At 73.0% G+C, this 25,592-nt stretch carries 27 protein-coding genes and 1 tRNA gene; 14 read left to right on the top strand and 14 right to left on the bottom strand.

Features of this window, described 5'->3' with window-relative positions; all coding sequences use genetic code 11:
- The first annotated feature begins 84 nt into the window (after nucleotides 1-84).
- On the top strand, nucleotides 85-1,629 hold the full coding sequence (locus WBQ80_RS14170; RefSeq protein ID WP_336573279.1) for a DEAD/DEAH box helicase: 1,545 nt from the start codon (nucleotides 85-87) through the stop codon (nucleotides 1,627-1,629).
- Between the two features lie 53 nt (nucleotides 1,630-1,682).
- Here the strand turns inward: WBQ80_RS14170 and WBQ80_RS14175 are convergent, their stop codons facing one another.
- Nucleotides 1,683-2,024, bottom strand: a complete 342-nt coding sequence (locus WBQ80_RS14175; RefSeq protein ID WP_336571880.1) for a hypothetical protein — start codon at nucleotides 2,022-2,024, stop codon at nucleotides 1,683-1,685.
- 135 nt (nucleotides 2,025-2,159) lie between these two features.
- Here WBQ80_RS14175 and WBQ80_RS14180 point away from each other — a divergent pair, with 135 nt between their 5' ends.
- The gene (locus WBQ80_RS14180) at nucleotides 2,160-2,663 is read left to right on the top strand and encodes a GNAT family N-acetyltransferase (protein WP_336571879.1); all 504 of its coding nucleotides are present in this window, start codon (nucleotides 2,160-2,162) and stop codon (nucleotides 2,661-2,663) included.
- A 51-nt stretch (nucleotides 2,664-2,714) separates the two neighbouring features.
- Here the strand turns inward: WBQ80_RS14180 and WBQ80_RS14185 are convergent, their stop codons facing one another.
- On the bottom strand, nucleotides 2,715-3,296 hold the full coding sequence (locus WBQ80_RS14185) for an NUDIX hydrolase family protein (protein ID WP_336571878.1): 582 nt from the start codon (nucleotides 3,294-3,296) through the stop codon (nucleotides 2,715-2,717).
- 164 nt (nucleotides 3,297-3,460) lie between these two features.
- On the opposite strand from WBQ80_RS14185, the gene WBQ80_RS14190 reads away from it, so the two are divergent.
- A complete protein-coding gene (locus WBQ80_RS14190; RefSeq protein WP_336571877.1) occupies nucleotides 3,461-4,096 on the top strand; it encodes an alpha/beta hydrolase in 636 nt (211 codons plus the stop codon).
- 8 nt (nucleotides 4,097-4,104) lie between these two features.
- On the opposite strand, the gene WBQ80_RS14195 is transcribed toward WBQ80_RS14190, so the two are convergent.
- Nucleotides 4,105-4,500: a DUF5997 family protein gene (locus WBQ80_RS14195; RefSeq protein ID WP_336571884.1), complete on the bottom strand. Its 396-nt coding sequence runs from the start codon at nucleotides 4,498-4,500 to the stop codon at nucleotides 4,105-4,107.
- A gap of 117 nt (nucleotides 4,501-4,617) precedes the next feature.
- On the opposite strand from WBQ80_RS14195, the gene WBQ80_RS14200 reads away from it, so the two are divergent.
- Together WBQ80_RS14200 and WBQ80_RS14205 are read left to right on the top strand one after the other, a co-directional pair.
- The gene (locus tag WBQ80_RS14200; protein WP_336571876.1) at nucleotides 4,618-5,304 is read left to right on the top strand and encodes a LysR family substrate-binding domain-containing protein; all 687 of its coding nucleotides are present in this window, start codon (nucleotides 4,618-4,620) and stop codon (nucleotides 5,302-5,304) included.
- Entirely contained in the window at nucleotides 5,301-6,035 is a 735-nt protein-coding gene (locus tag WBQ80_RS14205) for a glutamine amidotransferase (RefSeq protein ID WP_336571875.1), read from the top strand. Before WBQ80_RS14200 ends, WBQ80_RS14205 begins: the two co-directional genes overlap by 4 nt.
- Nucleotides 6,036-6,126: 91 nt before the next feature.
- Here WBQ80_RS14205 and WBQ80_RS14210 read toward each other — a convergent pair whose 3' ends face one another.
- Nucleotides 6,127-6,393, bottom strand: a complete 267-nt coding sequence (locus WBQ80_RS14210; RefSeq protein WP_336571874.1) for a GlsB/YeaQ/YmgE family stress response membrane protein — start codon at nucleotides 6,391-6,393, stop codon at nucleotides 6,127-6,129.
- A gap of 330 nt (nucleotides 6,394-6,723) precedes the next feature.
- Here WBQ80_RS14210 and WBQ80_RS14215 point away from each other — a divergent pair, with 330 nt between their 5' ends.
- Entirely contained in the window at nucleotides 6,724-7,011 is a 288-nt protein-coding gene (locus WBQ80_RS14215; RefSeq protein ID WP_336571873.1) for a hypothetical protein, read from the top strand.
- A 129-nt stretch (nucleotides 7,012-7,140) separates the two neighbouring features.
- Nucleotides 7,141-8,214: a DNA polymerase IV gene (locus WBQ80_RS14220; protein WP_336571872.1), complete on the top strand. Its 1,074-nt coding sequence runs from the start codon at nucleotides 7,141-7,143 to the stop codon at nucleotides 8,212-8,214.
- Between the two features lie 44 nt (nucleotides 8,215-8,258).
- Here the strand turns inward: WBQ80_RS14220 and WBQ80_RS14225 are convergent.
- Nucleotides 8,259-8,348: transfer RNA gene (locus tag WBQ80_RS14225), tRNA-Ser, on the bottom strand.
- A 140-nt stretch (nucleotides 8,349-8,488) separates the two neighbouring features.
- On the opposite strand from WBQ80_RS14225, the gene WBQ80_RS14230 reads away from it, so the two are divergent.
- Together WBQ80_RS14230 and radA are read left to right on the top strand one after the other, a co-directional pair.
- Nucleotides 8,489-9,319: an SGNH/GDSL hydrolase family protein gene (locus tag WBQ80_RS14230; protein ID WP_336571871.1), complete on the top strand. Its 831-nt coding sequence runs from the start codon at nucleotides 8,489-8,491 to the stop codon at nucleotides 9,317-9,319.
- A gap of 9 nt (nucleotides 9,320-9,328) precedes the next feature.
- Nucleotides 9,329-10,693, top strand: coding sequence for a DNA repair protein RadA (gene radA, locus WBQ80_RS14235; protein WP_336571870.1), 1,365 nt, complete (start codon nucleotides 9,329-9,331; stop codon nucleotides 10,691-10,693).
- 45 nt (nucleotides 10,694-10,738) lie between these two features.
- On the opposite strand, the gene WBQ80_RS14240 is transcribed toward radA, so the two are convergent.
- Nucleotides 10,739-11,146, bottom strand: a complete 408-nt coding sequence (locus WBQ80_RS14240; RefSeq protein WP_336571869.1) for a dehydrogenase — start codon at nucleotides 11,144-11,146, stop codon at nucleotides 10,739-10,741.
- A 154-nt stretch (nucleotides 11,147-11,300) separates the two neighbouring features.
- Here WBQ80_RS14240 and WBQ80_RS14245 point away from each other — a divergent pair, with 154 nt between their 5' ends.
- Entirely contained in the window at nucleotides 11,301-11,477 is a 177-nt protein-coding gene (locus WBQ80_RS14245; protein WP_336571868.1) for a YegP family protein, read from the top strand.
- 60 nt (nucleotides 11,478-11,537) lie between these two features.
- Here WBQ80_RS14245 and WBQ80_RS14250 read toward each other — a convergent pair whose 3' ends face one another.
- The 3 genes from WBQ80_RS14250 to WBQ80_RS14260 all read right to left on the bottom strand — a co-directional run bounded on the left by WBQ80_RS14250 (nucleotide 11,538) and on the right by WBQ80_RS14260 (nucleotide 15,444).
- Nucleotides 11,538-12,206, bottom strand: a complete 669-nt coding sequence (locus WBQ80_RS14250) for a hypothetical protein (RefSeq protein WP_336571867.1) — start codon at nucleotides 12,204-12,206, stop codon at nucleotides 11,538-11,540.
- 74 nt (nucleotides 12,207-12,280) lie between these two features.
- A complete protein-coding gene (locus WBQ80_RS14255) occupies nucleotides 12,281-12,790 on the bottom strand; it encodes an amino-acid N-acetyltransferase (RefSeq protein WP_336571866.1) in 510 nt (169 codons plus the stop codon).
- Nucleotides 12,791-12,921: 131 nt separating this feature from the next.
- Nucleotides 12,922-15,444, bottom strand: coding sequence for an ATP-dependent Clp protease ATP-binding subunit (locus WBQ80_RS14260; protein WP_067946611.1), 2,523 nt, complete (start codon nucleotides 15,442-15,444; stop codon nucleotides 12,922-12,924).
- 248 nt (nucleotides 15,445-15,692) lie between these two features.
- On the opposite strand from WBQ80_RS14260, the gene WBQ80_RS14265 reads away from it, so the two are divergent.
- Genes WBQ80_RS14265 through WBQ80_RS14275 form a run of 3 tightly spaced genes read left to right on the top strand, consistent with a single transcriptional unit; the run spans nucleotide 15,693 to nucleotide 17,148 of the window.
- A complete protein-coding gene (locus WBQ80_RS14265) occupies nucleotides 15,693-16,310 on the top strand; it encodes a hypothetical protein (protein ID WP_336571865.1) in 618 nt (205 codons plus the stop codon).
- A complete protein-coding gene (locus WBQ80_RS14270) occupies nucleotides 16,310-16,588 on the top strand; it encodes a helix-turn-helix domain-containing protein (RefSeq protein ID WP_336571864.1) in 279 nt (92 codons plus the stop codon). Before WBQ80_RS14265 ends, WBQ80_RS14270 begins: the two co-directional genes overlap by 1 nt.
- A gap of 41 nt (nucleotides 16,589-16,629) precedes the next feature.
- Nucleotides 16,630-17,148, top strand: a complete 519-nt coding sequence (locus WBQ80_RS14275; RefSeq protein WP_336571863.1) for a glycine cleavage system protein R — start codon at nucleotides 16,630-16,632, stop codon at nucleotides 17,146-17,148.
- Nucleotides 17,149-17,168: 20 nt separating this feature from the next.
- Here WBQ80_RS14275 and WBQ80_RS14280 read toward each other — a convergent pair whose 3' ends face one another.
- Nucleotides 17,169-17,672 carry a hypothetical protein gene (locus WBQ80_RS14280; RefSeq protein ID WP_336571862.1) on the bottom strand — a complete coding sequence of 168 codons (504 nt, stop codon included), beginning with the start codon at nucleotides 17,670-17,672 and terminating at the stop codon, nucleotides 17,169-17,171.
- Between the two features lie 95 nt (nucleotides 17,673-17,767).
- Here WBQ80_RS14280 and WBQ80_RS14285 point away from each other — a divergent pair, with 95 nt between their 5' ends.
- Nucleotides 17,768-18,796 (top strand): pirin family protein, encoded by a 1,029-nt coding sequence (locus tag WBQ80_RS14285; RefSeq protein WP_336571861.1) that lies wholly within the window; start codon nucleotides 17,768-17,770, stop codon nucleotides 18,794-18,796.
- Nucleotides 18,797-18,900: 104 nt separating this feature from the next.
- On the opposite strand, the gene WBQ80_RS14290 is transcribed toward WBQ80_RS14285, so the two are convergent.
- From WBQ80_RS14290 to WBQ80_RS14305, 4 genes are all read right to left on the bottom strand, one after another.
- Nucleotides 18,901-20,973: a PTS fructose transporter subunit IIABC gene (locus WBQ80_RS14290; protein WP_336571860.1), complete on the bottom strand. Its 2,073-nt coding sequence runs from the start codon at nucleotides 20,971-20,973 to the stop codon at nucleotides 18,901-18,903.
- Nucleotides 20,974-20,984: 11 nt separating this feature from the next.
- On the bottom strand, nucleotides 20,985-21,956 hold the full coding sequence (locus WBQ80_RS14295; RefSeq protein ID WP_336571859.1) for a 1-phosphofructokinase family hexose kinase: 972 nt from the start codon (nucleotides 21,954-21,956) through the stop codon (nucleotides 20,985-20,987).
- Entirely contained in the window at nucleotides 21,953-22,741 is a 789-nt protein-coding gene (locus WBQ80_RS14300; RefSeq protein WP_336571858.1) for a DeoR/GlpR family DNA-binding transcription regulator, read from the bottom strand. Before WBQ80_RS14300 ends, WBQ80_RS14295 begins: the two co-directional genes overlap by 4 nt.
- A 183-nt stretch (nucleotides 22,742-22,924) precedes the next feature.
- Nucleotides 22,925-25,510, bottom strand: a complete 2,586-nt coding sequence (locus WBQ80_RS14305; RefSeq protein ID WP_336571857.1) for a M14 family zinc carboxypeptidase — start codon at nucleotides 25,508-25,510, stop codon at nucleotides 22,925-22,927.
- Between the last annotated feature and the right edge of the window lie 82 nt (nucleotides 25,511-25,592).

Consider the following 25,592-nt stretch of genomic DNA (forward strand, 5'->3'; position numbering starts at 1 on the left):
ATCTTCATCCCATCGCCGGGTCTCGAGGCGCCGCTGCGCGCCTCCTCGACCCGCGCATGGGTGCCATCCCGAACGGATCCCCCTTTGACGGACCTCACCTTCGGCGCGCTCGGCGTGCCCGCACCGCTCGTCGCGGCCCTCGCCGCCGACGGCAAGACCACCCCCTTCCCCATCCAGGCCGACACGCTGCCCGACACGCTCGCCGGACGCGACGTGCTCGGCCGCGGCAAGACCGGCTCGGGCAAGACCATCGCCTTCGCGCTGCCCATGGTCGCGCGCCTCGGCACGTCGCTCGCGGGCGGCACGCGCCGCGCGGGCCGGCCGCTGGGCCTCGTGCTCGCCCCCACCCGCGAGCTCGCCACCCAGATCAGCCAGACGTTCGAGCCCCTCGCGGCCGCGTACGGGCTGAAGGTCACCACGATCTTCGGCGGCATCAACCAGACCCGCCAGGTGACCGCGCTGCGTGCCGGCGTCGACATCGTCGTGGCCACGCCGGGCCGCCTCGAGGACCTCATGAAGCAGGGCTTCCTCTCGCTCGACGCCGTCGAGATCACCGTGCTCGACGAGGCCGACCACATGGCCGACCTCGGCTTCCTCCCGGTCGTCACGCGCATCATGGACAAGACCCCCCGGGGCGGCCAGCGCATGCTCTTCTCGGCCACGCTCGACAACGGCGTGGACAAGCTCGTGAAGCGCTACCTGCAGAACGAGGTGCTGCACTCGGTCGACGAGGCGAACTCCCCCGTCGCCGCGATGACCCACCACGTGTTCGAGATCGACGACGTCGACGCGAAGAACGAGCTGGTCCGCACGCTCGCCTCGGGCACGGGCCGCCGCATCCTCTTCATGCGCACCAAGCACCACGCGAAGAAGCTCGCGAAGAAGCTCACCGAGCAGGGCATCCCCGCGGTGGACCTGCACGGCAACCTGTCGCAGCCGCAGCGCGACCGCAACCTCGCCGCGTTCGGCGACGGCTCGGTCAAGGTGCTCGTGGCCACGGATGTCGCGGCGCGCGGCGTGCACGTCGACAACGTCGAGCTCGTCATCCACGTCGACCCGCCCATGGAGCACAAGGCGTACCTGCACCGCTCGGGCCGCACCGCGCGCGCCGGCAGCGAGGGCGACGTCGTGACGATCTGCCTGCCCGCGCAGAAGCAGGACCTCAGGACCCTGCTCCGCAAGGCCGACATCCGCGTCACGCCGCAGCAGGTCACGTCGGACTCCCCCGCCGTCGCGAAGCTCGTGGGCGACGTCGCGCCGTACGTGAAGCCCGCGCCGCGCGAGGTGCGCCAGCCGCAGGGCGGCGGGCGCTCGCAGGGCGCCAACGCCCAGCGCAAGCGGGCCGCCCGCGCCGGCGAGCCGCAGCCCGCCGGCCAGGGTCGTCGCAGCCGTGGCCGCGGCGGGCAGTCCGACGTGGCGCCCGCGGCGCCCCGCCGCGACCGCTCGGGCCGTCCCGCCGAGGCCAAGGCGCACGCGCCCGGCCAGTCCGGCGGGCAGGGCCGCGCCGCGCAGTCGTCGAGCGCCCCGCGCGCGGCATCCGGCCGCCACGGCCAGAAGGCGCCCCTGCGCGTCGGGAGCCTCGTGTCGCCGTCGCGCTCCACGCGCACCAACCGACGCGCGCAGGGCTGACCCCTCGCCCGACCGGACGGCCCCGCACCTCGTGGTGCGGGGCCGTCGCCATGTCAGGTCGCGAAGTCCGGCCGGAGGCTCCAGGCGGTCGAGGCCTCGAGTCGGGCCAGCAGCCCCAGCGCCGTCAGGCGGGCGTGGTCGTCGCCCACGGTGCTGTAGACGTCGATCGCGAGCGGCGGCGGCTCGCCCACGCGCGGCAGCTCGACCTCGGCCCACGCGCCCGGGGCGAGCGGCACGCGCGCCCGCACGGTGCCGGCGCCGACGACGCGGGACTCGGCGACGAGCGCGATCACCGCGAGCGCGTCGATGCGCGTCGCGGGGCTGCGCAGCACGATCGTCGCGCAGTACTCGGCGGGTGGTCCGGCATGGTGGCCGGGCCGCGGCGGCGGGCTCATGATGGCCGCAGGCTACGCCCGGGGGCTGGACGGATGCCGCGTCGCGGCCGTGCGAACGGTGGGCGCCGGTCGTGCGCCGAGCCGCGGCATCCGCCGATTTCGCCGGTGACGGGAGCCCGGGTTAGCCTGAGGCGCATGAGCACCGAGGTCGCTGCCGAAGTCGTCATCCGTCCCGTCCGAGACTCCGATGTCGAGGCGTTGGGCCGTGTGCACGCGCAGTGCTGGCACGAGGACTACGACAGCCTCGTCGACGCGGCCACCCTCGCGAACCTCTCGCCCCGCCGCATGGCCGAGCTCTGGTCCCATTGGATGGGCCAGGGCGACCGGTTCACCCACGTCGCGGCGCTCGTCGACGGCGAGATCGTCGGATTCGCCGGTGCCGGTCCCGCCCGCGATGCCGACGCGCCGCGCGAGCGCGAGCTGTTCTTCATCCACCTGCTCGACGCGCACCACGGCAAGGGCATCGGGCAGAAGCTGTTCGACGCGACCGTGGGCGACGACTCGGTGTACCTGTGGGTTCCGTCAGCGAACGAGCACGCGGTGGCGTTCTACGCGCGCAACGGCTTCGCGGCCGACGGCGCGTCGCACGACGAGCCGTTCCTCGGCGAGACCATCCACGAGATCCGGATGGTGCGCTAGGCGCTCGCGGGCCCGACGCGGTCCAGTCGGCGCCGGCGTGGCGCCGCCGGCCTACGGCAGTGCGCCGACCGAGGCCAGCGCGCGCCGCAGGAGCACGCCGCGCCCGCCCTCCATCTCGGCACCCAGCGCCTCGCTCGCGGCCTCCTCGGGCGTGACCCAGGTGACCTCGAGCGCGTCCTGGCGAGGCTCGCAGGTTCCCGTGACGGGCACGACGTAGGCGAGCGACACCGCATGCTGGCGTTCGTCGGTGAACGGCGAGAGCCCGGGCAGCGGGAAGTACTCGGCGACGGCGGCCGGCACCGGGCTGGCCGGAAGCAGCGGGAAGGCCATGGGGCCCAGGTCCTTCTCGAGGTGGCGGAACAGCGCGTCGCGGATCGTCTCGCCGTACATCACGCGGCCCGAGACGAGGGTGCGGGTCATCTCGCCGACCGCGTTGGCGCGCAGCAGCATCCCCACCTCGATGACCTGCCCGACGCCGTCCACGCGCACGGGCACCGCCTCGACGTAGAGCAGGGGCAGCCGGCCCCGCACCTCCGCGAGCTCGATGTCGCTCAGCCAGCCCGGGTTCGCGGGCGGCTGCACGACGGGCTCGTCGCCGGGATTCCAGTCCGGGTCGGGTGTGCGCACGGCCATGCCTCGATTCTGCCCCACGGCGGCCCGGCTCGTGCGGAGGGCGCCGGGCGCCACGCGAGGGCTCGCGACACGCCGCCTCACGCGAGCGGTGCGCGGCGTGTCGCGCGCCCTCGCGTGGGCGGCCCAGCAGCGGCGGCCCCGGTGGGCCGGGGTACGATGCCCCGATGCGGATCGACGACGAGGCGGTGCTGTGGTCGGCATCGCCGGCCGACCGGGCCGGGCGGCCCCTCCTGGTGCTGCTGCACGGCTACAACTCGCACGAGGGCGACCTGTTCGGCCTGAGCCCGTACCTCCCGCTGCGACCGGCGATCGCGAGCCTGCGCGCCCCACTCGCGACGGGGTACGGGCACGCCTGGTTCCCGCTGCCCGAGCGGCTCGACGACGAGCTCTCGACGGAGGACGCCGAGGCCGCGACCACCGCCGTGCTCGAGTGGCTCGATCGCGTCGCACCGGAAGCGGCATCCATCGGCCTGCTCGGCTTCTCGCAGGGCGGGGCGATGGCGATCGAGCTGCTGCGCCGGGCACCGGAGCGGTTCGCGTTCGCGGTCAGCCTCGCCGGGTTCTCGCTCCCCGGCGAGCGCGAGGGCGACGAACGGATGTCGCAGCTCGCGCCGCCCGTGTTCTGGGGCCGCGGCACGGCCGACGACGTGATCCCCGCCGAAGCGGTCCGGCACACGCAGGACTGGCTGCCCGCGCACGCGCAGGTCGACCAGCGGGTCTACGAGGGACTCGGCCACTCGGTCTCCGAGCGGGAGCTCGCCGACGTGACCGCGTTCCTGGCTGCGCGCTACGCGGCCTGACGGACGCGTCAGACGCCCGCGCCGCCGCCTCCGCCGCCCGCGGCATCGCCCGCGCGGCGCGCCGCGTCGCGCTCGGCGATGCGGCGCTTCTCGGCGCGCACGCCAGCCTGCCGCGCGCGCTCCTCGACGAGCCACGCGGGCGGCGCCTCGAGCAGCTGCTTGATCTCGGCCGTCGTGAGCGGCTGGTCGATGCCCGAGCGGGCGAGGCCAGAGTTCGAGACGCCGAGCTTGGCCGCGACCACGCTCCGCGGGTGCGGCCCCTCGCGACGGAGGGTGGCGAGCCACTCGGGCGGGTCGGACTGGAGCGACGCGAGCTCGTCGCGCGTCACGTCGCCGGACCGGAACTCCTCGGGCGCGGCGTCGAGCAGGATGCCGAGCTTCTTCGCCGCCGTCTCGGGCTTCATCGTCTGGGAGGGGCGGGGCTTCGACTCGTTCACGACTCCACGGTAGTCGGCTTCGCCACCCGCCGCAGGCGCCGACTACCCTGAGAGGGCCGCTCGGCGCGGCGGAAGGGGGCTGACGTGTCGCTGCGGCTGGACTACGTCGCGGGGGTGAGCCCGGCGAAGTGGGTGCGCGCGTGGGCCGATCGGCGCCCCGACCTGCCGCTCGAGGCCGAGCGCGTCGACGAGGCGGCGCAGTGCGACCGGCTCCGCTCGGGCGAGGCCGACCTCGCGTTCGTCCGGCTCCCCGTCGACGAGACGGGCCTGCATCGCATCCAGCTGTGGGAGGAGGTCGCGGTGGCGGCGCTCCCGAAGGACCATCCGCTCGCCGAGGCCGACGAGCTCGTGCTGGGCGACCTGGCCGACGAGCCCCGGGCGCCCGCGCAGGACGATCCCGCGATGACCCTCGAGCTCGTCGCCGCGGGCACGGGCTACGCGATCCTGCCGCACAGCCTCGCCCGGCTGCACCATCGCCGCGACGTCGTCGCGATCCCGGTGACGGATGCCGCGCCCACGCGCATCGCGCTGGTGTGGCTGGTCGAACGCGACGACGACGACATCCAGGAGTTCGTCGGGGTCGTGCGCGGCCGGACGGCGCGGAGCTCGCGCGGCGCCGACGAGTCCGACGGCGCGGACGGGGCGGCGGCCGCGACGCCCGCCCCGGACGCGCGGAACCGGCGATCGACGGGCGGACAGCCGCGCGGAGGGCGCTCGGCCGCCGGCGCGCGCGGGAGCCGTCGGCATCGCCGTGGCGGTCGACGACGGTGAGCCGCCCCTTCCTCTTCATCTCGGCGCGTCCCGAGGTCGAGGCGGTCGGACCCGAGTACGAGTCCGTCCGCCGCGCGACCGGGCTCGACGCAGGACGCCTCGAGCACCTCCGGATCGACGTCGAACCGCTCCGCGACGTCGTGCCGCAGCGCTTCGCGGGCGTCGTCGTGGGCGGCAGCCCGTACAACGTCACGACGCCCCACGAGCACAAGCACGCGGTGCAGCGCCGCGTGGAGGCCGACCTGGCCCGCCTCGCCGAGCACGCGCTCGAGCGCGATCATCCCGTGCTGTTCACGTGCTACGGCATCGGCGTACTCACCCTGGTGCTCGGTGGCGAGGTGGGCACGCGATACGGCGAGGAGGCCGCCGCGGTCGAGATCACCCTGACGGACGAGGGCCGCGCCGACCCGCTCGTGGGTGTGCTGCCGGACCGGTTCGACGCCCTCGTCGGGCACAAGGAGGCGACGGAGCGACTGCCCTCCGACGCGGTCCACCTCGCCGGCTCGGCGGCGTGCCCGGTGCAGGTGTACCGGGTCGGGCGCAGCGTGTACGCGACCCAGTTCCATCCCGAGGTCTCGACGGCCGACTTCATCGCCCGCGCCGAGGTCTACCGGCACCACGGGTACTTCCCCGCGCGCGAGCTGCACGCCGTGGCCGCCCGCCTCGCCGCGGCATCCGTCACCGAACCGCAGCGGATGCTGCGGCGCTTCGTCGAACTCGCCGGCGGCTGACCCGGCCGAGCCGGGCCGCGCCGCCCGCCGAACAGGCCGAGGGCCCGGCCGACACGCGTCGACCGGGCCCTCGGGTTCGTCTCGTCTGGACTCAGGCGGTACGACGGCGGTTCACGATGAGGCCGTAGATCAGCAGCACGACGATTGCGCCGCCGATGGCGAGCAGCCAGGTGCTGAGGTCCCAGAACTCCTCGAGGCCGACGCCGAACAGCACGCTGCCGAGCCACCCGCCGAGCAGGGCGCCGACGACGCCGAGCAGCAAGGTGATGAGCCATCCGCCGCCCTGCTTGCCGGGCAGGATGAGCTTGGCGATCGCCCCGGCGATGAGGCCGAGGAGGAGGAAAGCAAGGAAACTCATTGAGCACACTCCTTCTCTTGTGTAGGCACCACTGTCCTCCTGAGAGACTCCTGAGTGCAAGAGGTTGCGCTGGCGTGTCGGAACGCGCTATCGGGTGGAAATGCGCGCGAGGCCGCGGCGGGGCGGCGCCGAACACACTGAAACTGATACTTCCTCATCTATCGTTGCCGCGCGCGACGGGCGAGCGTACCCTGTCGCCATCCGCGCGGCCCGAGGGCCGCCCGACACCCGAAGATCGACCCGATGCCCCCGCGCGGCGCGGACGGGGAGCGCCACCCGACGTTCCCCTTCCCACGGGCGGATGACGCCCGGCAACCCGATGGGGGAATCATGCGAAGGATCCTTGCGACGCTCGCGCTGTCCGGCATGCTGGTCGGCGCTTCGGCGATGGGTGCGGTGGCCGCGCCGCTCCCCGACAACTGTACGAAGGACCGCGGCACGGTCACGTGCGAGACCTTCGACGGCCCGGGCAGGAACCAGGCCGGAGTCGGCTCGTACAGCTCCCAGGAGACGAAGGGCAACACCAAGAACACGAGCCCGGAACCCCAGGATCTGCAGAGCGACTGCGAGGTGAACCCGCCGTCGAGCCAGGGCCGGCCGAACACGTGCCCGGAGTGAGGCAGCCTCACCCGTGCCGCCCCCGCCTCCACCGCGAGGCGGGGTCCGTCCTCGCTCCAGCAGGCCGACGGCGCGGTGGTTGCGCTTGCGCTCCCCCGCCGGAACCGGTAGTCAGGGCGCGTGAGGCGCGTGACGGCCCCATGGGTCCTGCATGTCGACCTCGACCAGTTCATCGCCGCGGTCGAGGTGCTGCGTCGACCCGAGCTGGCCGGCCTCCCGATCATCGTCGGCGGCCGCGGCGACCCCGCCGAGCGCGCGGTGGTCTCGACCGCGTCGTACGAGGCCCGCGAGTTCGGCGTCGGCTCGGGGATGCCGCTGCGCATCGCCGCGCGGAAGGTGCCGGATGCCGTGATCCTGCCGGTCGACGCGGAGGCCTACGTCGCGGCATCCGAGGAGGTCATGGCGACCCTGCGGGCGCGACCCGGCGCGACCGTGCAGGTGCTCGGCTGGGACGAGGCCTTCGTCGGCGTCGAGACCGACGATCCCGAGACGTACGCGCGCGACCTGCAGCACGCCGTCCTCGACCGGACCCGGCTGCACTGCAGCGTCGGGATCGGCGACACGCTCGTCCGCGCGAAGGTCGCGACGGGGTTCGGCAAGCCCGCCGGCATGTTCCGGCTCACGGCGGAGAACTGGCTCGAGGTCATGGGAGACCGGGCCGTGATCGAACTCTGGGGCGTCGGCACGAAGGTCTCCCGGCGGCTCGCGGCGCACGGCATCCGCACGGTCGCGCAGCTCGCCGACGCCGACGCCGCCGTGCTGGCCGGCGAGTTCGGGCCGCGCATGGGCCCGTGGTACCGGCAGCTCGGGCGGGGCGAGGGAGCGCGCGTCGTCGACGACACTCCCTGGGTCGCGCGCGGGCACAGTCGCGAGACGACCTTCCAGCAGGACCTCACCGACCCCGCCGAGGTCGAGGCCGCCCTGCGGGAGCTCGCCGCACACGTGCTCGACGACGTCGCGGCCGAGGGCCGGCCGGTCATCGGCCTCACCCTCAAGGTGCGCTACGCGCCGTTCATCACCAAGACCCACCAGCGGCGGATCCCCGAGACCTCCGACCGGGACGACGTGACGGCCCGGATGCTGCAGCTCGCCGGGGACCGCATCGAGCCCGGCCGCGCCATCCGACTGCTCGGACTGCGGGCCGAGATGCCGATGCCGGCCGACGCGCGCGAGGGGCACACGCCGACCCGCAGCGGATGGTGAGCCCGGAGACGACCGAAGCCCCTCGGTGAGGAGGGGCTTCGGCATGGCGGTACCGGTGGGATTTGAACCCACGGTGGGCTTTCACCCACACAACTTTTCGAGAGTTGCACCTTAGGCCGCTCGGACACGGTACCGGGATCGATGATAGCCGGATCGCCGTCGGGTACCAAAACGAGGCGGCGGGCGGCGGGCCGGGAGGAAGGGCCAGCGACCACGCGCGGCGGGCACGGCGAACCTTCAGCGACCGCCCAGCCTCGGGTCGTAGCGTCGCGGCGTGACCGACCGTCCCGAACGCGCGCCGGGTGCCGGCGTGGCATCCGCCCTCGTCACCTTCGCCCTGCTGGGCGGTGCCGTGCTCGCCGCGCGCGGGGCGTGGCGGCGGTTCCGCGCCGGCATCACGCGGAACAGCATGATCCTCAACGAGACGCTGCCGGTGCACTCGAAGTGGTGGCGCGACCACGCGAAGGTCCGCGGCGAGCTCCTCTACGTCGCGATGGGCGACAGCGCGGCGCAGGGCATCGGCGCGAGCCGGCCCGATCACAGCTACGTCGGCGTCCTCGCCCGGCTGATCCGCGACACGACCGGCCGCTCGGTGCGCGTCGTGAACCTCAGCGTGTCGGGCGCGACCTCCGCGCTCGCCGTGCAGGACCAGCTCCCGAGGCTCGCGAAGTACCGCCCCGACGTCATGACGGTCGCGATCGGCGCGAACGACATCGCGAAGTGGGACCCGCAGGCGTTCGAGCGGAACCTGCGGACCATCCTCGACGCGGTCCCGCCGCACGCGCTCGTGGCCGACCTGCCGTTCTTCTACTTCCCGCAGAACGAGCGCAAGGTCGCGGTCGCGAACGACATCCTCCGCCGCCTCGCCGACGAGCGCGGGCTCACGGTCGTCCGGCTGCATCGCGAGACCCGCCTCCGCGGATTCCGTCGCATGTTCACGCACTTCGCGAACGACTGGTTCCACCCGAACGACCACGGCTACCGGGTGTGGGCCGACGCGTTCCGGGGTGCGCTGCTCGCGTCGCTCGCCGAGCGGTTCCCGGCTCCGGCCGACACGGCGGATGCCGCGGCGGAGCTTCCCGCGGATGTCGGGGGCCGCGCCTAGGCTCGCAGCATGCCGAAGCCCACGACCGCGTTCCGTTGCACCGAATGCGGCTGGAGCACCGTCAAGTGGGTCGGGCGCTGCGCCGAGTGCCAGCAGTGGGGCACCGTCGTCGAGTCCGGCACCGGGACCGGACTCACGCGGAGCCTGCAGCCCGTGGCGCCGTCGTCGGCGCGAGCCGCGCGCCCGATCCGCGAGGTCGAGGCCGAGGACTCGGCCCACCGCCCGAGCGGCATCGGCGAGTTCGATCGCGTGCTGGGCGGCGGCATCGTCGCGGGGGCGGCCATCCTCCTCTCGGGCGAACCCGGCGTCGGCAAGTCGACGCTGCTGCTCGAGGTCGCGGCGCGCGTCGCGGCGACCGGGCGCCGCGTGCTCTACGTCAGCGCCGAGGAGTCGACGGCGCAGGTCCGCCTCCGCGCCGGCCGCACGGGCGCCCTCCACGACGAGCTCTACCTCGCCGCGGAGACCGACCTCGCGACGATCCTCGGCCAGGTCGACGAGGTGCAGCCCGACCTGCTCATCGTCGACTCCGTGCAGACCGTGTCGAGCTCGCTCTCCGACGGGCTGCCGGGCCAGCCGAGCCAGGTGCGCGAGGTGGCGTCGACGCTCATCCGCGTCGCGAAGGAACGCCAGCTGCCCGTCCTGCTCGTCGGCCACGTCACGAAGGACGGCACGATCGCCGGCCCGCGCCTCCTCGAGCATCTCGTCGACGTGGTGTGCCAGTTCGAGGGCGACCGGCAGACCGCACTGCGGTTCGTCCGCGCCCTGAAGAACCGGTTCGGCCCGACCGACGAGGTCGGCTGCTTCGAGATGACGGGCGACGGCATCGCCGAGGTGCCAGATCCCTCGGCGCTGTTCCTCAGCCGCTCGCGGAGCGCCGTGAGCGGCACGTGCGTCACGGTGGCCCTCGAGGGTCGGCGTGCGCTCCCGGTCGAGGTGCAGGCGCTCGTCGTCGGCACGAAGGCGCCGCAGCCCCGGCGCGTGGTCAACGGCGTCGACCCGTCGCGCGTCGCCATGATCATCGCCGTGCTCGAGCGCCGTGCGGGCCTGCGCCAGCTCGGCGAGCACGACGTGTACGTCTCCACGGTTGGCGGGGTTCGACTCATCGAGCCCGCGGCCGACCTCGCCATCGCCGTCGCCATCGCGAGCGCCATGCGCGACCGCGCCGTGCCCAACGACCTCGCCGCCGTCGGCGAGATCAGCCTCGCGGGCGAGGTCCGGCCGGTCGCGTCGGCCAGGCAGCGCGCCTCCGAGGCGAACCGGCTCGGCTACCGGGCCCTGCTCGACGACGAGCTCGGGAGCGTCCGGGCCGCGGTCGACCGCGCCATGATGGTCGCCACCGGGCCGCGCGAGCGCGAGCTCGACGCCGCGTTCTGAGGCTCGGTCGCCGACGCGGCGCGGTGCGGTGCGGTGGCGCGAGCCCTACGCCTCGAGCGCCTTGAGCAGCTCGGCCGGCGACGCCTGCATCGGGTGGGGGCCGGCGATGTCGAGGAACACCGTCGTGATCGTCGATTCGTAGCGCTTCAGGAAGGTCCGCAACCATGCCGGGCTCTGGAGTCCCACCGCGGGCGGCAGGTTGGCGGGCTTGTTCAGCGCGTCGCTGAACAGGAGCAGCGCCACCTCGCCCGTCCTCGGGTCGCGGTACGTCCACACCTCGCCCCCGTCGAGCGGCGCGTCGCGCGGTCCGGGCTTGATGAGCGGTACGACGGTGTTGCCGTGGCGGAGCGCGAGCGCGACCGCCGCCATGTCCTGCCGTTCGAGCGCCTCGGCGAGCGCCTGCGAACGGAACTCCACGGGCGCGCCGCCCTTCGAACGCTTCGATCCGGCCATCCGACCAGCCTACCGAGGCGTTCGGAGGCGGCGGTCCCGTTCGAGAGCGGGATGCCGCCGCAGGGCTTTGTGCCCTTTCCCGTCCCGGCCCGGAGCCCCACGATCAGGAGGGGCGAGGTCGGCGTCCGCGTCGCCGGCCCACGAAGGAGTGACCATGGCCGCGAAGTTCGAGGTGTACACGGATGCCTCGGGAAAGTACCGATTCCGCCTCAAGGCCACCAACGGACAGGTCATCGCCGTCTCGGAGGCGTACGACTCGAAGTCGTCCGCGATGAACGGCATCGATTCCGTGAAGCGGAACGCCCCGGACGCTCCCGTCGTGGAGGTGTAGCGATCGCATCGACGCGCTCCGCCCCTCCGGCCGGAAGCGCCGGTGGGGTCGCCGCGCACGTCAGTAGAGCAGGAACTGCTTCGTCGTCTCCGACTCGAAGCCGTCCACCGTCACGCCGAGGTGGTACGACGCTCCCCCGCCGGGGGCCGGCGAACGCTCGCCCTCGCAGGTGTCGACGCTCGAGCGCGTGCGGTCCCACACGAGCGGGGCGCTCGAGGAGACCGGCTTGCCCGGCTCGAGGGAGACCACCGCGTCGACCGGATCGACCTGGCAGTCGGTCGACGACCAGTAGACCTCGTTGCCGCTGCGCACCGTGAACGCCTGCGCCTTCGTGCCGACGTTCATGACGCAGACGTTCGGACCCGTGTTCGTGATGGTCACCGAGAGCCGGGGCTGCTCCCCGGCGGCGTAGGCGGCGGCATCCGTGACGGCCTCGACCGTGACCTGCCCGTCGACGCACTCGGCGCCGTCGACGGCGGCGGCGGCCGTCGGTTCCGGCTCCGCGGTCGCGGACGGGTCGCCTGCGGGTGGCGACGCCGTCGGCAGGGCGGATGGCGTCGCCGACGGCGGCACCGTCTGCGCGACCTCCCCGCCCTGGCTCGCGCCCGGACGGACGATCACGAGCGCGACCGCGACGACGACCGCGACGAGCCCCAGCAGCACCATCGCCCGCCGTCGCCGGTAGACGCGCGCGGGCAGGCGCCCCTGCGTGGTGCGGTCGGCGGTCATGGGCACAGGTTAGGGCCGGGCGCGAGCCACGACCGTGCGGTCGCCCGGCGCGCCCGGGACTCGTCGAGGAACGCTCAGAGGACTTTCAGCATCCGGGTGTTGCCGAGGGTGTTCTGCTTCACGCGCGCGAGGTCGAGGAACTCGGCGACGCCCTCGTCGTGGGAGCGGACGAGCTCGGCGTAGAGGGCGGGGTCCACCGACTCGGCGCCCATGTCCTCGAATCCGTGCCGGCTGAAGAACCCGACCTCGAACGTGAGGCAGAACAGCCGGCTGAGGCCGAGCTCGCGGGCGTCCTCCTCGAGGACGTCGAGGAGCGCGTGGCCGACGCCTCGACCCAGCCAGTCGTCGCGCACCGCGAGCGTGCGGACCTCGCCGAGGTCCTCCCACATGACGTGCAGTGCGCCGCAGCCCACCACAGCGCCGTCGGCCGCTTCCGCGACGCGGAACTCCTGCACGTCGCCGTACAGGTCGACGCGTTCCTTGCCGAGCAGGATGCGTCGGGCCACGAGCGGCTCCACGAGCTCCACGATCCTCGGGACGTCGCGCGTGCGCGCCTTGCGCACGATGAAGGGCGGCTGCGTCATCCGCTCATCGTATTCCCCGGCGACGGCCGCCCCGTGCGCGCGCGTTCGCCCGCCGGCGCTCCCGGAGTGGACCCCCGCGCATGACGAAGGGGCGGATGCCGCAGCATCCGCCCCCTCGATCGAACCGTGGTCTACTGGCCGGCCGCCAGGTCGGGCGTGGCCGGACCCGTGCCGATCGCCGCGCCGGTGTTGACGCCCACGCCGACGGGCAGGGCCCGCTGCGTGGTCGTGAACACGAACTCGCCGTCGCGGAAGTCGACGTGCACGTGGTCGCCCGAGTTGAGCTCGCCGTGCAGGATCTTCTCGGACAGGCGGTCCTCGACCTCGTGCTGCACCGCGCGGCGCAGCGGGCGGGCGCCGAGCGCCGGGTCGAACCCGACCTCGATCAGCCGCTCCTTCGCCGCAGTGGTGAGCTCGACCGTCATGTCGCGGTCGAGCATGCGCTCGCCCAGCCGCTTGATGAACAGGTCGACGATCTGGAGGAGCTCCTCCTTCGACAGCTGCGGGAAGACGATGATCTCGTCGACGCGGTTCAGGAACTCGGGCTTGAAGTGCTTCTTCAGCTCCTCGTTCACCTTCGCGCGCATGAGGTCGTACCCCGTGCGGGTGTCGCCCTCGACCTGGAAGCCGACGGGGCCGCCCGAGATGTCCTTCGTGCCGAGGTTCGTCGTCATGATGATGACGGTGTTCTTGAAGTCCACGACGCGACCCTGGCCGTCGGTGAGGCGGCCCTCCTCGAGGATCTGGAGGAGCGAGTTGAAGATGTCGGGGTGCGCCTTCTCGATCTCGTCGAAGAGCACGACGCTGAACGGCTTGCGGCGGACCTTCTCGGTGAGCTGGCCGCCCTCCTCGAAGCCGACGAACCCGGGAGGGGCGCCGAACAGTCGCGAGACGGTGTGCTTCTCGCCGTACTCCGACATGTCGAGCGAGATCATGGCGGCCTCGTCGTCGAAGAGGAACTCGGCGAGCGCCTTGGCGAGCTCGGTCTTCCCGACGCCCGTGGGGCCGGCGAAGATGAACGAGCCCGAGGGCCGCTTCGGGTCCTTGAGGCCCGCACGCGTGCGGCGGATCGTCTTCGACAGGGCGGAGATCGCCTCCTCCTGTCCGATGACCCGCTCGTGCAGGGCCTTCTCCATGAAGACCAGGCGCGACGACTCCTCTTCGGTGAGCTTGAAGACGGGGATGCCGGTGGCCTGTGCGAGCACCTCGGCGATCAGGCCCTCGTCCACGACCGCGGTGGTCTTGACGTCGCCCGACTTCCACTGCTTCTCGAGGCGGAGCCGCTCGCCGAGCAGGTTCTTCTCCTCGTCGCGCAGCGACGCGGCCTTCTCGAAGTCCTGCTCCTCGATCGCGGTCTCCTTCGCGGCGCGGACCACGGCGATCTTCTCGTCGAACTCGCGCAGCTCGGGCGGCGACGACAGGATCGACAGGCGCAGGCGCGCGCCGGCCTCGTCGATCAGGTCGATGGCCTTGTCGGGGAGGAACCGGTCGCTGATGTAGCGGTCGGCGAGGTTCGCGGCGGCCACGATCGCGCCATCCGTGATCGAGACCTTGTGGTGGGCCTCGTAGCGGTCGCGCAGGCCCTTCAGGATGTTGATCGCGTGGGGCAGGCTCGGCTCGGCGACCTGGATCGGCTGGAAGCGGCGCTCGAGCGCGGCATCCTTCTCGAAGTGCTTGCGGTACTCGTCGAGCGTGGTCGCGCCGACGGTCTGCAGCTCGCCGCGGGCGAGCAGCGGCTTGAGGATCGACGCGGCGTCGATCGCACCCTCGGCGGCACCGGCACCCACGAGCGTGTGGATCTCGTCGATGAAGACGATGATGTCGCCGCGCGTGCGGATCTCCTTGGTGACCTTCTTGAGGCGCTCCTCGAAGTCGCCGCGGTAGCGCGAGCCGGCGATGAGCGAGCCGAGGTCGAGCGAGTAGAGCTGCTTGTCCTTCAGCGTCTCGGGCACCTCGCCCTTGACGATCGCCTGCGCGAGCCCCTCGACGACGGCGGTCTTGCCGACGCCGGGCTCGCCGATGAGCACGGGGTTGTTCTTGGAGCGGCGCGAGAGGATCTGCATGACCCGCTCGATCTCCTTCTCGCGGCCGATGACCGGGTCGAGCTTGGACTCGCGCGCGGCCTGCGTGAGGTTGCGGCCGAACTGGTCGAGGATCTGCGAGCCGCCCTGCGGCGCCTGCTGCTCGTTGGCCCCGACCTGGACCTGCTCCTTGCCCTGGTATCCGGAGAGGAGCTGGATGACCTGCTGGCGGACGCGGTTGAGGTCGGCGCCGAGCTTCACGAGCACCTGGGCGGCGACGCCCTCGCCCTCGCGGATGAGGCCGAGGAGGATGTGCTCGGTGCCGATGTAGTTGTGGCCCAGCTGGAGCGCCTCGCGCAGCGAGAGCTCGAGCACCTTCTTCGCGCGGGGCGTGAAGGGGATGTGCCCGGTCGGCTGCTGCTGGCCCTGCCCGATGATGTCCTGGACCTGCTCGCGGACCGCGTCGAGCGAGATGCCCAGGGACTCGAGCGCCTTCGCGGCAACGCCCTCACCCTCGTGGATGAGGCCGAGCAGGATGTGCTCGGTGCCGATGTAGTTGTGGTTGAGCATCTTGGCCTCTTCCTGGGCCAGGACGACGACACGACGGGCTCGGTCCGTGAATCTCTCGAACATCATCATCTCCTCGTCGACGCGGTCGGGCGTCGATAGAACAACGGTAACGACCGGGACTCGGCAGCGGGCCCGTGTTCGCCGTGGGCGCACCGGTGCGCCGCCGTGGGCGCACCGGTGCGCGACCCGGCCGGCCCTCAGTCGGACGTCCGGCATCGGCGCTTGACCGGGGTCGGCGCCATCCGTAACATATCGATCGTCGATAACAACGAATATCGATAACACGGATGCCGACTCGACCCGGAGGAACCATGACGGCCCACGACGCGCCCACCCGACTCGACCGCAGCGACGCGATCGGCATGTACGCGACCGTGGGGATCGCCGCCGTCGCCGTCGTCGCCACCGTCTGGAACGTCGTGCTGCGCCTCGGCGAGGTGGTCGCCATGCGCGACGTGCCCGTGCTGGTGCCGTTCCTCGACGAGCCGGCGGAGCTCCCGATCGGCCCCGCCGGCGCGCCGGTGACCGTCGGCGTCGACCAGGCGGTCGTGACCGTGCCGGAGCCGGCCGCGGCGACCGGCTTCGCACTGGTCGCCGAGCCGCTCGTGCACGGCGCCGCGGTCGTCGCCGGCGTCGTCCTGTTCGCGCTGTTCTGCTGGAACCTCGCGCGCGGCCGGGCGTTCTCGCGCGGCAACGTGCGGATCGTGCTCTGGGGCGCCGGCGTCCTCGCGGCCGGCTGGCTCCTCGGCAGCATCCTCACGACCATGACCGTCAACGGCGCGCTGTCCGCGGTCAGCGACTACACGTACGAGGGCATCACCTTCAGCACGGACTGGGCCGTCCCCTTCGCGATCCTCGCCCTCGGCGCCGTGGGCGCGGCGTTCCAGGTCGGCGCGCGGCTGCAGCGCGACAGCGAGGGCCTGGTCTGATGGCGCCCGCCGAGGTCGACGAGGCCCACGACGTCCACTGCCGCCTCGACGAGCTCCTCGCCGAACGCGGGCTGACCCTCACCCGGCTCGCCGAACTCGTGGGGGTGAGCGTCGTGAACCTCAGCGTGCTGAAGAACGATCGCGCGCGCGCCATCCGCTTCTCGACGTTGCAGGCGATCTGCCGCGCCCTCGACTGCGAGATCGGCGACCTGCTCGTGCTGCGGCGAGCGGATGCCGCGCGGCCGGCCGCCGACGCGTCGCCCGGCGCCGCGCGCTGAGCCGCTCGACGCGCCCCGAGAGCCCGTGGTTGGATGCACGCATGCCCAGACTCGTGCTCACCGTCATCGGAGACGACCGCGCCGGACTCGTCGAGGCGCTCGCCGAGACCATCGGCGCCCACGGCGGCAACTGGGAGCGCAGCCAGATGGCCGAGCTCGCCGGACAGTTCGCGGGCATCGTCGTCGTCTCGGTCCCCGACGGCGCCGAGGCCGGGCTCCGCTCGGCGCTCGCGGGACTCGACGGGCTCCTCGACGTCACCGCCCACCCCGGAGTCGAGGAACCCGCCGAAGCGCCGGCCGACGGGTGGGCCGAGCTGCGGATCGACCTCGTGGGCAGCGACCAGCCCGGGATCGTGCGCGACGTGTCGGCGGCGCTCGCGCGGCACGGCGTCAGCATCGAGACCATGCACACCGAGCGGCGCGATGCCCCGATGGCGGGCGGCCAGCTGTTCGAGGCGCACATCGTCGCGCGCGTTCCCACCGGGACCGAACCGGTCGCCGTGCGCGACGAGCTCGAGCAGCTCGCGGCGCGCCTGCTCGTCGACCTCACGGTCGACTGAGCGCCGGCGCTCCCGACCCGCTACTTGATCGGCACCGTCACGACCGAATCGCCGATCGCGACCTCGAGCGGCTCCGTGGTGGTGACGTCCATGGGCATCGAGAACACCGTGGTGTGCGGCACGAAGTCCATCGTGCACGGCCCGTCCTCGGGCTCGGGCAGGATCGCCTCGACCGCGTTGCCCTCGCCGGCCTCGGCGGTGACCCGCAGCTCGGTCGGCACCACCGGGCAGGTCGACGAACCCCAGAGGGTGATGGCCAGGCGGCCGCCGTCGTTGAGGTAGATCACGAACGGCTCGTCGCCGGTCGGCTCGGCGATCTCCTCCTCGGGCTCCTCCTCGCCCTCGGCGCCCGACTCGTCCTCCGACTCGACATCGGCGCCCTCGTCGGTCTCCTCCTCGATCACCGGGAGCCCCGGGTAGTCCTCGATGGGGCCCGACCCGGCGGCGCAGCCGGCCAGGACGAGGACCGACGCGAGCGCGGCGGCGACGAGTGGGACGCGGCGGAGTACGGGCTGCGGGACCATGGCCACATGCTAGCCCCGCACCATCCTCCGGCGGCAGTACCGGGGCCGGGACGGCGGCGGGTTCCCGCCCCGTGCGCGAGCGTAGGATTCGCAGCATGAGCAACCTCGAGCGAGATCCCGTCGAACTGCTCTGCCCGCCCGAGGCGCCCGAGGGCCCGGCCGTGCAGGTGCTCGAGTACCGTGAGGTGCCCCTCGGCGGCCCGCGCGCCATGCCGGTGCGCCGCACGCTGCCGCAGCGCGGCCGCACCACGATCGGCGCGTGGTGCTTCGCCGACCACTACGGTCCCGACGAGGTCGCCGAGACGGGCGGCATGGTCGTGCCGCCGCATCCGCACACGGGCCTGCAGACCGTGAGCTGGCTCTTCGAGGGGGAGGTCGAGCACCGCGACTCGACCGGCAGCCACGAGCTCGTGCGACCCGGCGGCGTCAACCTCATGACCGCGGGGCGCGGCATCTCCCACTCCGAGGTGTCGACGCCGGGCACGACGCGCCTGCACGGCGTCCAGCTCTGGACGGTCCTCCCCGAGCAGTCCCGGCACGTCGCCCCGTTCTTCGAGCACGCCGACACCACGCCGTTCCGCGTGGGCGACGCGACGGTGCGGGTGTTCACGGGCGAGCTCGCGAGCGGGCGGCCCGACGCCGACGAGACGGCGGAGGCCGCGTCCTCGCCCGTCACGGTGTTCACCCCCCTGCTCGGCGCGCAGGTCGACCTGCCCGCGGGCGGCGTCGTCGACCTCCCGCTCGACCCGGCGTTCGAGCACGGCGTGCTGGTCGACGCGGGCCCCGTCTCGGTCGAGTTCCCGGGCACGGATGCCGCGACCGCGGTGCCGTGGGCGCAGCTGGCCTACCTCGAGCCCGGCCACGCCCGGGTGCGGCTCCGCGCCGACGCCGACCCGGTGCGCGTGGTACTCCTCGGCGGCGTTCCGTTCGGCGAGGAGATCGTCATGTGGTGGAACTTCATCGGCCGGTCCCATGACGAGGTCGTGGACTTCCGGCGCCGGTGGCAGTCCGATGTGATCGATCGCAACGATCCCGACGGACCGTTCGGCACCGTTCCGGGCTACGACGGGGCACCGCTGCCGGCACCCGAGCTCCCGACCGTGCGACTTCGGCCGAGGCGCTGAGCCGCGGCATCCGTCACTCCCTCGTCGGCGCACCCGGCACCCGCGCGCGCGCCGACGGCCGGTGCCCAGGAGGGAGCACCGGCCGCCGGGGTGGTCTCGCGGCGTCAGGCCACGGCCACCTCAGGCGCATCCACCGCCTGCTCCTCGCGCACCGGACGCCGGTGGGCCCAGCGCTTGAGTGCGATGACCACGAGGGCTCCGACGACCGAGCCGGCGACGATCGCCAGCACGAACCAGAGCAGGTTGCCGATCGCGAAGAACACGAAGATGCCGCCGTGGGGCGCCTGCGAGGTCACGCCCATGCCCATGGAGATCGCGCCGGCGACGGCGCCGCCCAGGATCATCGCGGGGATGACGCGGAACAGGTCGGCCGCCGCGAACGGGATCGCTCCCTCCGAGATGAACGCGGCACCCAGCAGCCACGCCGCCTTGCCGTTCTCGCGCTCGACCGGAGTGAACAGCTTGCGGTCGAGCACCGTGGCGAGCGCCATCGCGAGCGGCGGCACCATGCCCGCGGCCATCACGGCCGCCATGACCATCAGCGGCGTCTGGTTCTCGAGCGTCGCCGCGCCGAGCCCCGCGACCGCGAACGAGTACGCGACCTTGTTCACCGGTCCGCCGAGGTCGAAGCCCATCATCGCGCCGAGGATGAGCCCGAGGACGATGGCGGCGGCACCCGAGAGGCCCGCCAGCCAGTCGTTGAGGGCGGTCGACAGCGCGGCGATCGGCCCGCCGAGCACGACGATCATGAGACCGGATGCCACGATCGAGGCGACGAGCGGGATGATCACCACGGGCATGAGCCCCCGGAGCCAGCGGGGGACGTCCAGGCGGGCCAGCATCAGCGCGACCCAGCCGGCGAGGATGCCGCCGACGAGACCGCCGATGAAGCCGGCGCCCATGAGTCCCGCGACCGAGCCCGCGACGAAGCCCGGCGCGATGCCCGGGCGGTCGGCGATCGCGTAGGCGATGTACCCGGCGAGGGCGGGCACGAGGAAGCCCATCGAGATCCCGCCGATCGTCAGGAAGACCGCACCGAGGTACTCGAGGATTCCGCCCTCGGGCAGGTTGAACAGCGAGTTCGTCGTCACGATCTCGCTCGCGTTCTCGGTGATGTCGTACCCGCCGAACAGGAAGCCGAGCGCGATGAGCAGGCCGCCGCCGGCGACGAACGGGATCATGTAGCTGACGCCCGTGAGCAGCACGCGCTTGACCTTCTGGCCGAAGTGCTCGTTCGCCACGGCGGCCTCGGCGCTCTGCGCCCCGGCCTCGCCCGCGACGCGCGGGGCCGACGGATCGTCGATCGCGGCCACCGCCTCGCGGATCATGTCGCCGGGGTGGTCGATGCCGCGCTTGACCGGGCCCGCCACGACCGGCTTGCCCGAGAACCGCGACCGGTCGCGCACGTCGACGTCGACCGCGAAGATGACCGCGTCGGCACGATCGATGACGGACTGGGCGAGCGGGGTGGCCCCGGCGGAGCCCTGCGTCTCCACGTGCAGTTCGACGCCGGCCTCGTCGGCGGCCTTCACGAGCGCGTCGGCGGCCATGTACGTGTGTGCGATGCCCGTGGGGCAGGCGGTGACCGCGAGGAGCACCGGCTTGCCGGTGTGGTGCGCAGGCGCCGCGGCGTCCGTCGGCGCAGCCGCCGTCGCCCCGGCGGCACCGGCCGCGCCGGCGCCTGCCGCCGCGCTCGCGCCGACCGGAGCGGGCGCCGCTTCGGGCTCGGGGGCGAGCGCCTCGTCGACGAGCCGGACGAACGTGTCGGCGTCGGGCGCCGAACGCAGCGACGCGACGAAGTCGTCGCGGATCAGCGATCGAGCCAGCGTCGACAGCACCGTCAGGTGCTCCTGCGTCGATGCCGACGGCACCGCGATGAGGAAGACGAGGTCGGCGGGTCCGTCGAACGAGCCGAAGTCGACGCCCTCGGGCAGCCGTGCCGCGGCGAGCGTCGGCACGGTGACGGCGTCGGACTTGGCGTGCGGGATGGCGATGCCGCCGGGCACGCCCGTGGAGTCCTTCTCCTCCCGGGCCCAGGCGTCGGCGAAGAGCGCGTCGGGGTCGGTGGCGCGGCCGGTGGCCACGACCGCGCCGGCGAGGGCGCGGATGACGGCGGCCTTGTCGGCGCCGAGCGGTGCGTCGAGGCTGACGAGCCGCGGTTCGATGACGTCGGACATCGGGGTTCCTCCTAGGAGACGACCGGGGCGACGGCGCCCCGGATGCGGGTGACGGTGATGGCGGAGGCGTCGGCGAGGTCCCGCGAGGGCACGGCCGAGCCGGGGAGCGACGCGGCGGCCGCGCCGTGGGCGACCGCCTGGGCGAGCGCCCGGTCGGGCTCCACCCCCTCGGTCAGGGCGAGCAGGAATCCGGCGAGCGAGCTGTCGCCGGCGCCGACCGTGCTGCGCGGCACGATCCGTGGCGCGGGGGCGAACCACGCGTGCTCGCCCTGCACGTACACCGCGCCGGCGGCGCCGAGCGTGACGAGCGACGAGCGGATGCCGCGGGGCGCGAGCCGCGCCGCGACCTCGGCGACGCGAGCGGGGTCGGCCTCGAGCGCGTCGGGGTCGGGCTCGCCGGCGAGCTCGGCGAGTTCCTCCCCGTTCGGCTTGATGAGGTCGACGGGCTCGCCGGAGTCGAGGAGCGCCGCGAGCGGCGCGCCCGACGTGTCGACGGCGACGCGGGCGGTCATGCCCGCAGCGCGCGCCTCGCGTACGATGCGCACGTAGAAGGCCGGATCGAGCGACGGGGGAAGCGAGCCGGCGAGCACGAGCCACGCGGCATCCGCCGCCTGCTCGACGACCGCGGCCACGAGTGCCGACTGCTCGGCGACCGTGAGCTCGGGACCGGGCTCGTTGAGCTTGGTCGTGACGCCGCCCGGCTCGGTGATCGTGATGTTCGAGCGCAGCCGGGCCTCGATCGGCACGGTGAGAACGGGCACGCCGGCGGCGCGGAGCGAGAGCACCAGCGGGTCGTCGGCACGGCCGGGAAGCACGGCGACGGAGGCGACGCCGGATGCCGCGAGCGCGCGCGTGACGTTGACGCCCTTGCCGCCGGGCTCCTCGACGTTCCGTGCCACGCGCTGCACTTCGCCGCGCAGGAGTTCGTGGTCGAGCTCGACGGTACGGTCGAGCGACGGGTTGACGGTGAGCGTGACGATCATGCGACCCGCACCTCCACTTCGGCGTCGGCGAGCGCCGCGGCGAGCCGGCCGGCCGGCGGCGCGTCGGTGATGAGCACGTCGACCTCGTCGAGGGCGGCGAACCGCTGCAGCGCCTCGTCGTCGTGCTTCGACGCGTCGGCGAGCACGACGGCGAGGCGGGCACGGCCGACCATGGCGCGCTTGACCTCGGCCTCGAGCTCGTCGGGCGTCGAGAGGCCGAAGTCGGCACTGACGCCGTTGGCGCCGAGGAAGGCGATGTCGGGGCGGATCTCGGCGAGCTGCGCGACGGCCGCGGGGCCGACGGCCGCGCTGGTGATGCCGCGGACCGTACCGCCGATGATCCGGACGACGAGGTCGGGGTTGCCGTGCAGCGTCGCGGCGATCGGGATCGAGTTCGTGTAGACGGTGAGCGGCGCGATGCCCGGGTCGGGGCGCCAGGTCGCGAGGGCGTCGGCGAGCGCTCCGGTCGTCGTGCCGGCGTCGACGAGGATCGACCCCGTGAAGGTCCCCGGGACGAGCGCGAGCGCCTCGCGGGCGATGGCGCGCTTGGCCTCGGTGGCCCGGCCCGAGCGCTCGAGCACGGTCGTCTCGGCGATGCTCGCGCGGGAGGCGCTCACGGCGCCGCCGTGGACGCGCCGCACCTGGCCGGCGCGCTCGAGGGCATCGAGGTCGCGGCGGATGGTCTCGGGGGTGACGCCGAGCCGGTCGGCCAGGTCGGCGACCGAGACGCGGCCGGTGCGCGCGAGTGCGGTGAGGATGTGCTCGTGTCGCTCCATCGCGTACATGCGGCCTCCGTGCCCGTGTTCCGGTCTGCGTCTCTGCGGTTGTGTGAGTTTAGCTCGTGATTCCCACAGAAAGCAACTGTTTCGAAGAAATTCCCACATCACGCTCTGGGTGAACGCGCCGGAGACGCGACGGCGCCGGCCGGAACGTGGGTTCCGACCGGCGCCGTCCGTGCACTCGCCCTGCTACGGGGCGGGGACCTCCGCGCCCGCGCTGCCGGCCCAGAACAGGCCGCGCGCGATCTGGCCGTACAGCCCGACCGGGTGGGTGCGGAAGTTCATCGACGAGCCGAACATGAGCACGCGGCTGCCCGCGGCGGTCTCCGCCGAGACGGCCGATGCCTGGCCGGCTGCGTCCGACTGCGATCGGCCGGCGGAGTCGCGCCAGTGACCGGACACGAACGGGTCGTCGGCGTCGTAGCGCTGCTCGACGACCGCGTTCGCCCCGAGGTTCGTGAACCACACCGCCGGGTACCCGAACGACGTCTCCATCGGGTACGTCCCGAGCAGGCCGCCGTCGACCGGGTCGACGTCGATGATGCCGTTCGATCCGCTCGTGCCCGACACCGCCGTGGAGGAGACGAGCTTGAACGCGTTCGCGAACGACGCGATCGCCGTGCCCTCGCCGACGACGCCCCCGCCGCCGTCGAGGTACGCCTGCATCTTCGCGCGCCCGGCGGCCTGCGTCGTGCCGAAGTTCAGCGTCCCGCCGATCCACAGCACGTCGACGCCCTCCATCGACGCGGCGCCGCTCTCCAGCGCCGCCGAACTGACCGGGACGAGGTGGTCGAAGCCGAGTCGCTGGAGCGTGACCCGTTCCTCGGCACCGCCGCTGTACGCGACGCGCATCGCATCGAGGCCACGGCTCTCCTCGGCCGCGAGCCGAGACCCGTCCGACGCCGTGAACGCGACGCCGTAGCGGTCGGCGACCTCGACGGCCGCCGCATGGCTGGCGGCGTCCGGCCCGAGGATGACCGAGCCGTCCTCGAACGCCGACACGGCCACGCCCGACTCGAGCAGCGAGGTGATCGCCTGGTATTCGGCGACGCCGCCCGTGGCGAGCTCGAGGTACGAACCCGCGGGCGGCACCGAGCCCGTCGGGGCGGCCGCCGCGACCTCCTCGAGCTTCACCTCGAGGGCCGGATCGGTCGTGTCGCCGATCGCGACGACGTCGGCACCCCACAGCAGCGCGAGGCTCCATGCGGAGATGTCGTACATGTCCGGCACGCGCGTGGAGATGTCGCTGCCGTCGGCGAGCAGCACGTTCGCCATGCCGCGCAGCGGCTGGTGCATGTCGACGACGTACGAGCCCGCGGGGTGGTCCGCACCGCCGGCCGAGAACGCGGCCTCGGCCCGGTGCACCTCGACGCCGTTCGCGATGAGCTGGTCGACCAGCCGCGCGGCATCCGTCGTCGACCGCTGGCCCTCGCCCACCGGGATCACGTACGCGCGCGGGACCTCGGTCGGGTAGACGTCGGTCTCGTCCCAGATCTCGGCCCACTCGTTCGGCTCCGGCACCGACGCCGGGTCGACGTCGGCGGGGATGGTCTCGATGGGCTCACCCGCCGCGCCCCGTCGGAAGATCTCGATCTGGTTCGACAGCAGCGCCGCCCGGTTGTCGACCACGTAGTCGACCGAGGTCTCGACCACGACGTTCGCCACCTCGATGTTGACCGCCGAGTTGGCCGCGTTGCGCGGGTCCTCGGGCGGGTTGACGCGCCCGAGCGGCAGCTCGACCGTGTTCGTGACGGCGCCCTGGTAGGCGACGTACTGCGGCGTGAAGATCGGGGGCCAGTCGTCCCAGCCCGATCGGATGTCGCGGTAGGGGATCTTGATCTTCCCGGTGTTCGTCGTGGTCGCACTGCCATCGGCCGCCAGGTACGTGTTGCCCGGGATGTCGGCGTCGACCACGGCCTGCTCGATCTCGAGCGCCGCGGAGTACGCGTGGGGCAGGAAGAGGTCGTACTCGTAGTTCTCGCCGTGGGGCGGTCCGCACGGCTCGACCTGGAGCACGCTCGTGTAGCCGTGCAGGTCGACGTAGAAGGTGGGCTGGATGACGCCCGTGAGGTCGCGGATCAGCCGCGCCTCCGGGGTGGCTCCGGTGATCAGGTCGCGGTTCGCGTCGAAGCCGTCGGCGGTCGCCCGCTGGCCGAGCGCCCGCCCGTCGGGGTTGTTCGTGACCGTGAAGTAGAGGCGGTATCCGTCCAGGAGCTCGTCGACCTCCGCCTCGGGCGCGGTCGCGAGGTACTCGATGTAGTCGAGCACCGCGTCGGTGCCCTCCCACTCGTTGCCGTGGATGTTCGCGTTGAACCAGATCGGCACCTTGTACTGGCTCATGAGGGCCCGGTTCTTCGCGGCCGCCGCCGGGTTCTGCTTGATCAGCTCGCGGAACTTCGCCTGCTTCGTCGTCTGCCCCCGGTTCTCCGCACCCGTGATCGTCACCAGGTGGATGTCGCGTCCGAGCGCGGACTCGCCCACCACCTGCACCGAGATGCGGTCGCTCACCTCCATCAGCTCGTTGAGCTTGGGGGCGATCTCGTCGTAGGGGATGACGCCGCGATTGATCGAGGCGTCGGTCGGATCGTCGGGGACGACCTCCAGCTCGGGCTGGTACGGGTAGCTCGCCGGTGGCTCGACGAGCGAGGAGACGGGCGTGACGATCGGCACCGCCGGGGCGCCGTCGAGGGCGACCGCAGGTGCCGAGCCGGCGACGAGCGTTGCGGCCACGACCGCGGAGACGCTCACCCCCGCGAGCGTGCGATGGAACGACATGGGACTCCGTAGGGTCGGTCGCCGCACCCGAGGGCTCGGACGCGTCGCGACAGCGCGGAGAGCGTTCTCCGAAATCTAGCGC

Origin of the sequence: Agromyces sp. CCNWLW213 (assembly GCF_037199545.1) — a bacterium.
Taxonomy (GTDB): Bacteria; Actinomycetota; Actinomycetes; order Actinomycetales; family Microbacteriaceae; genus Agromyces.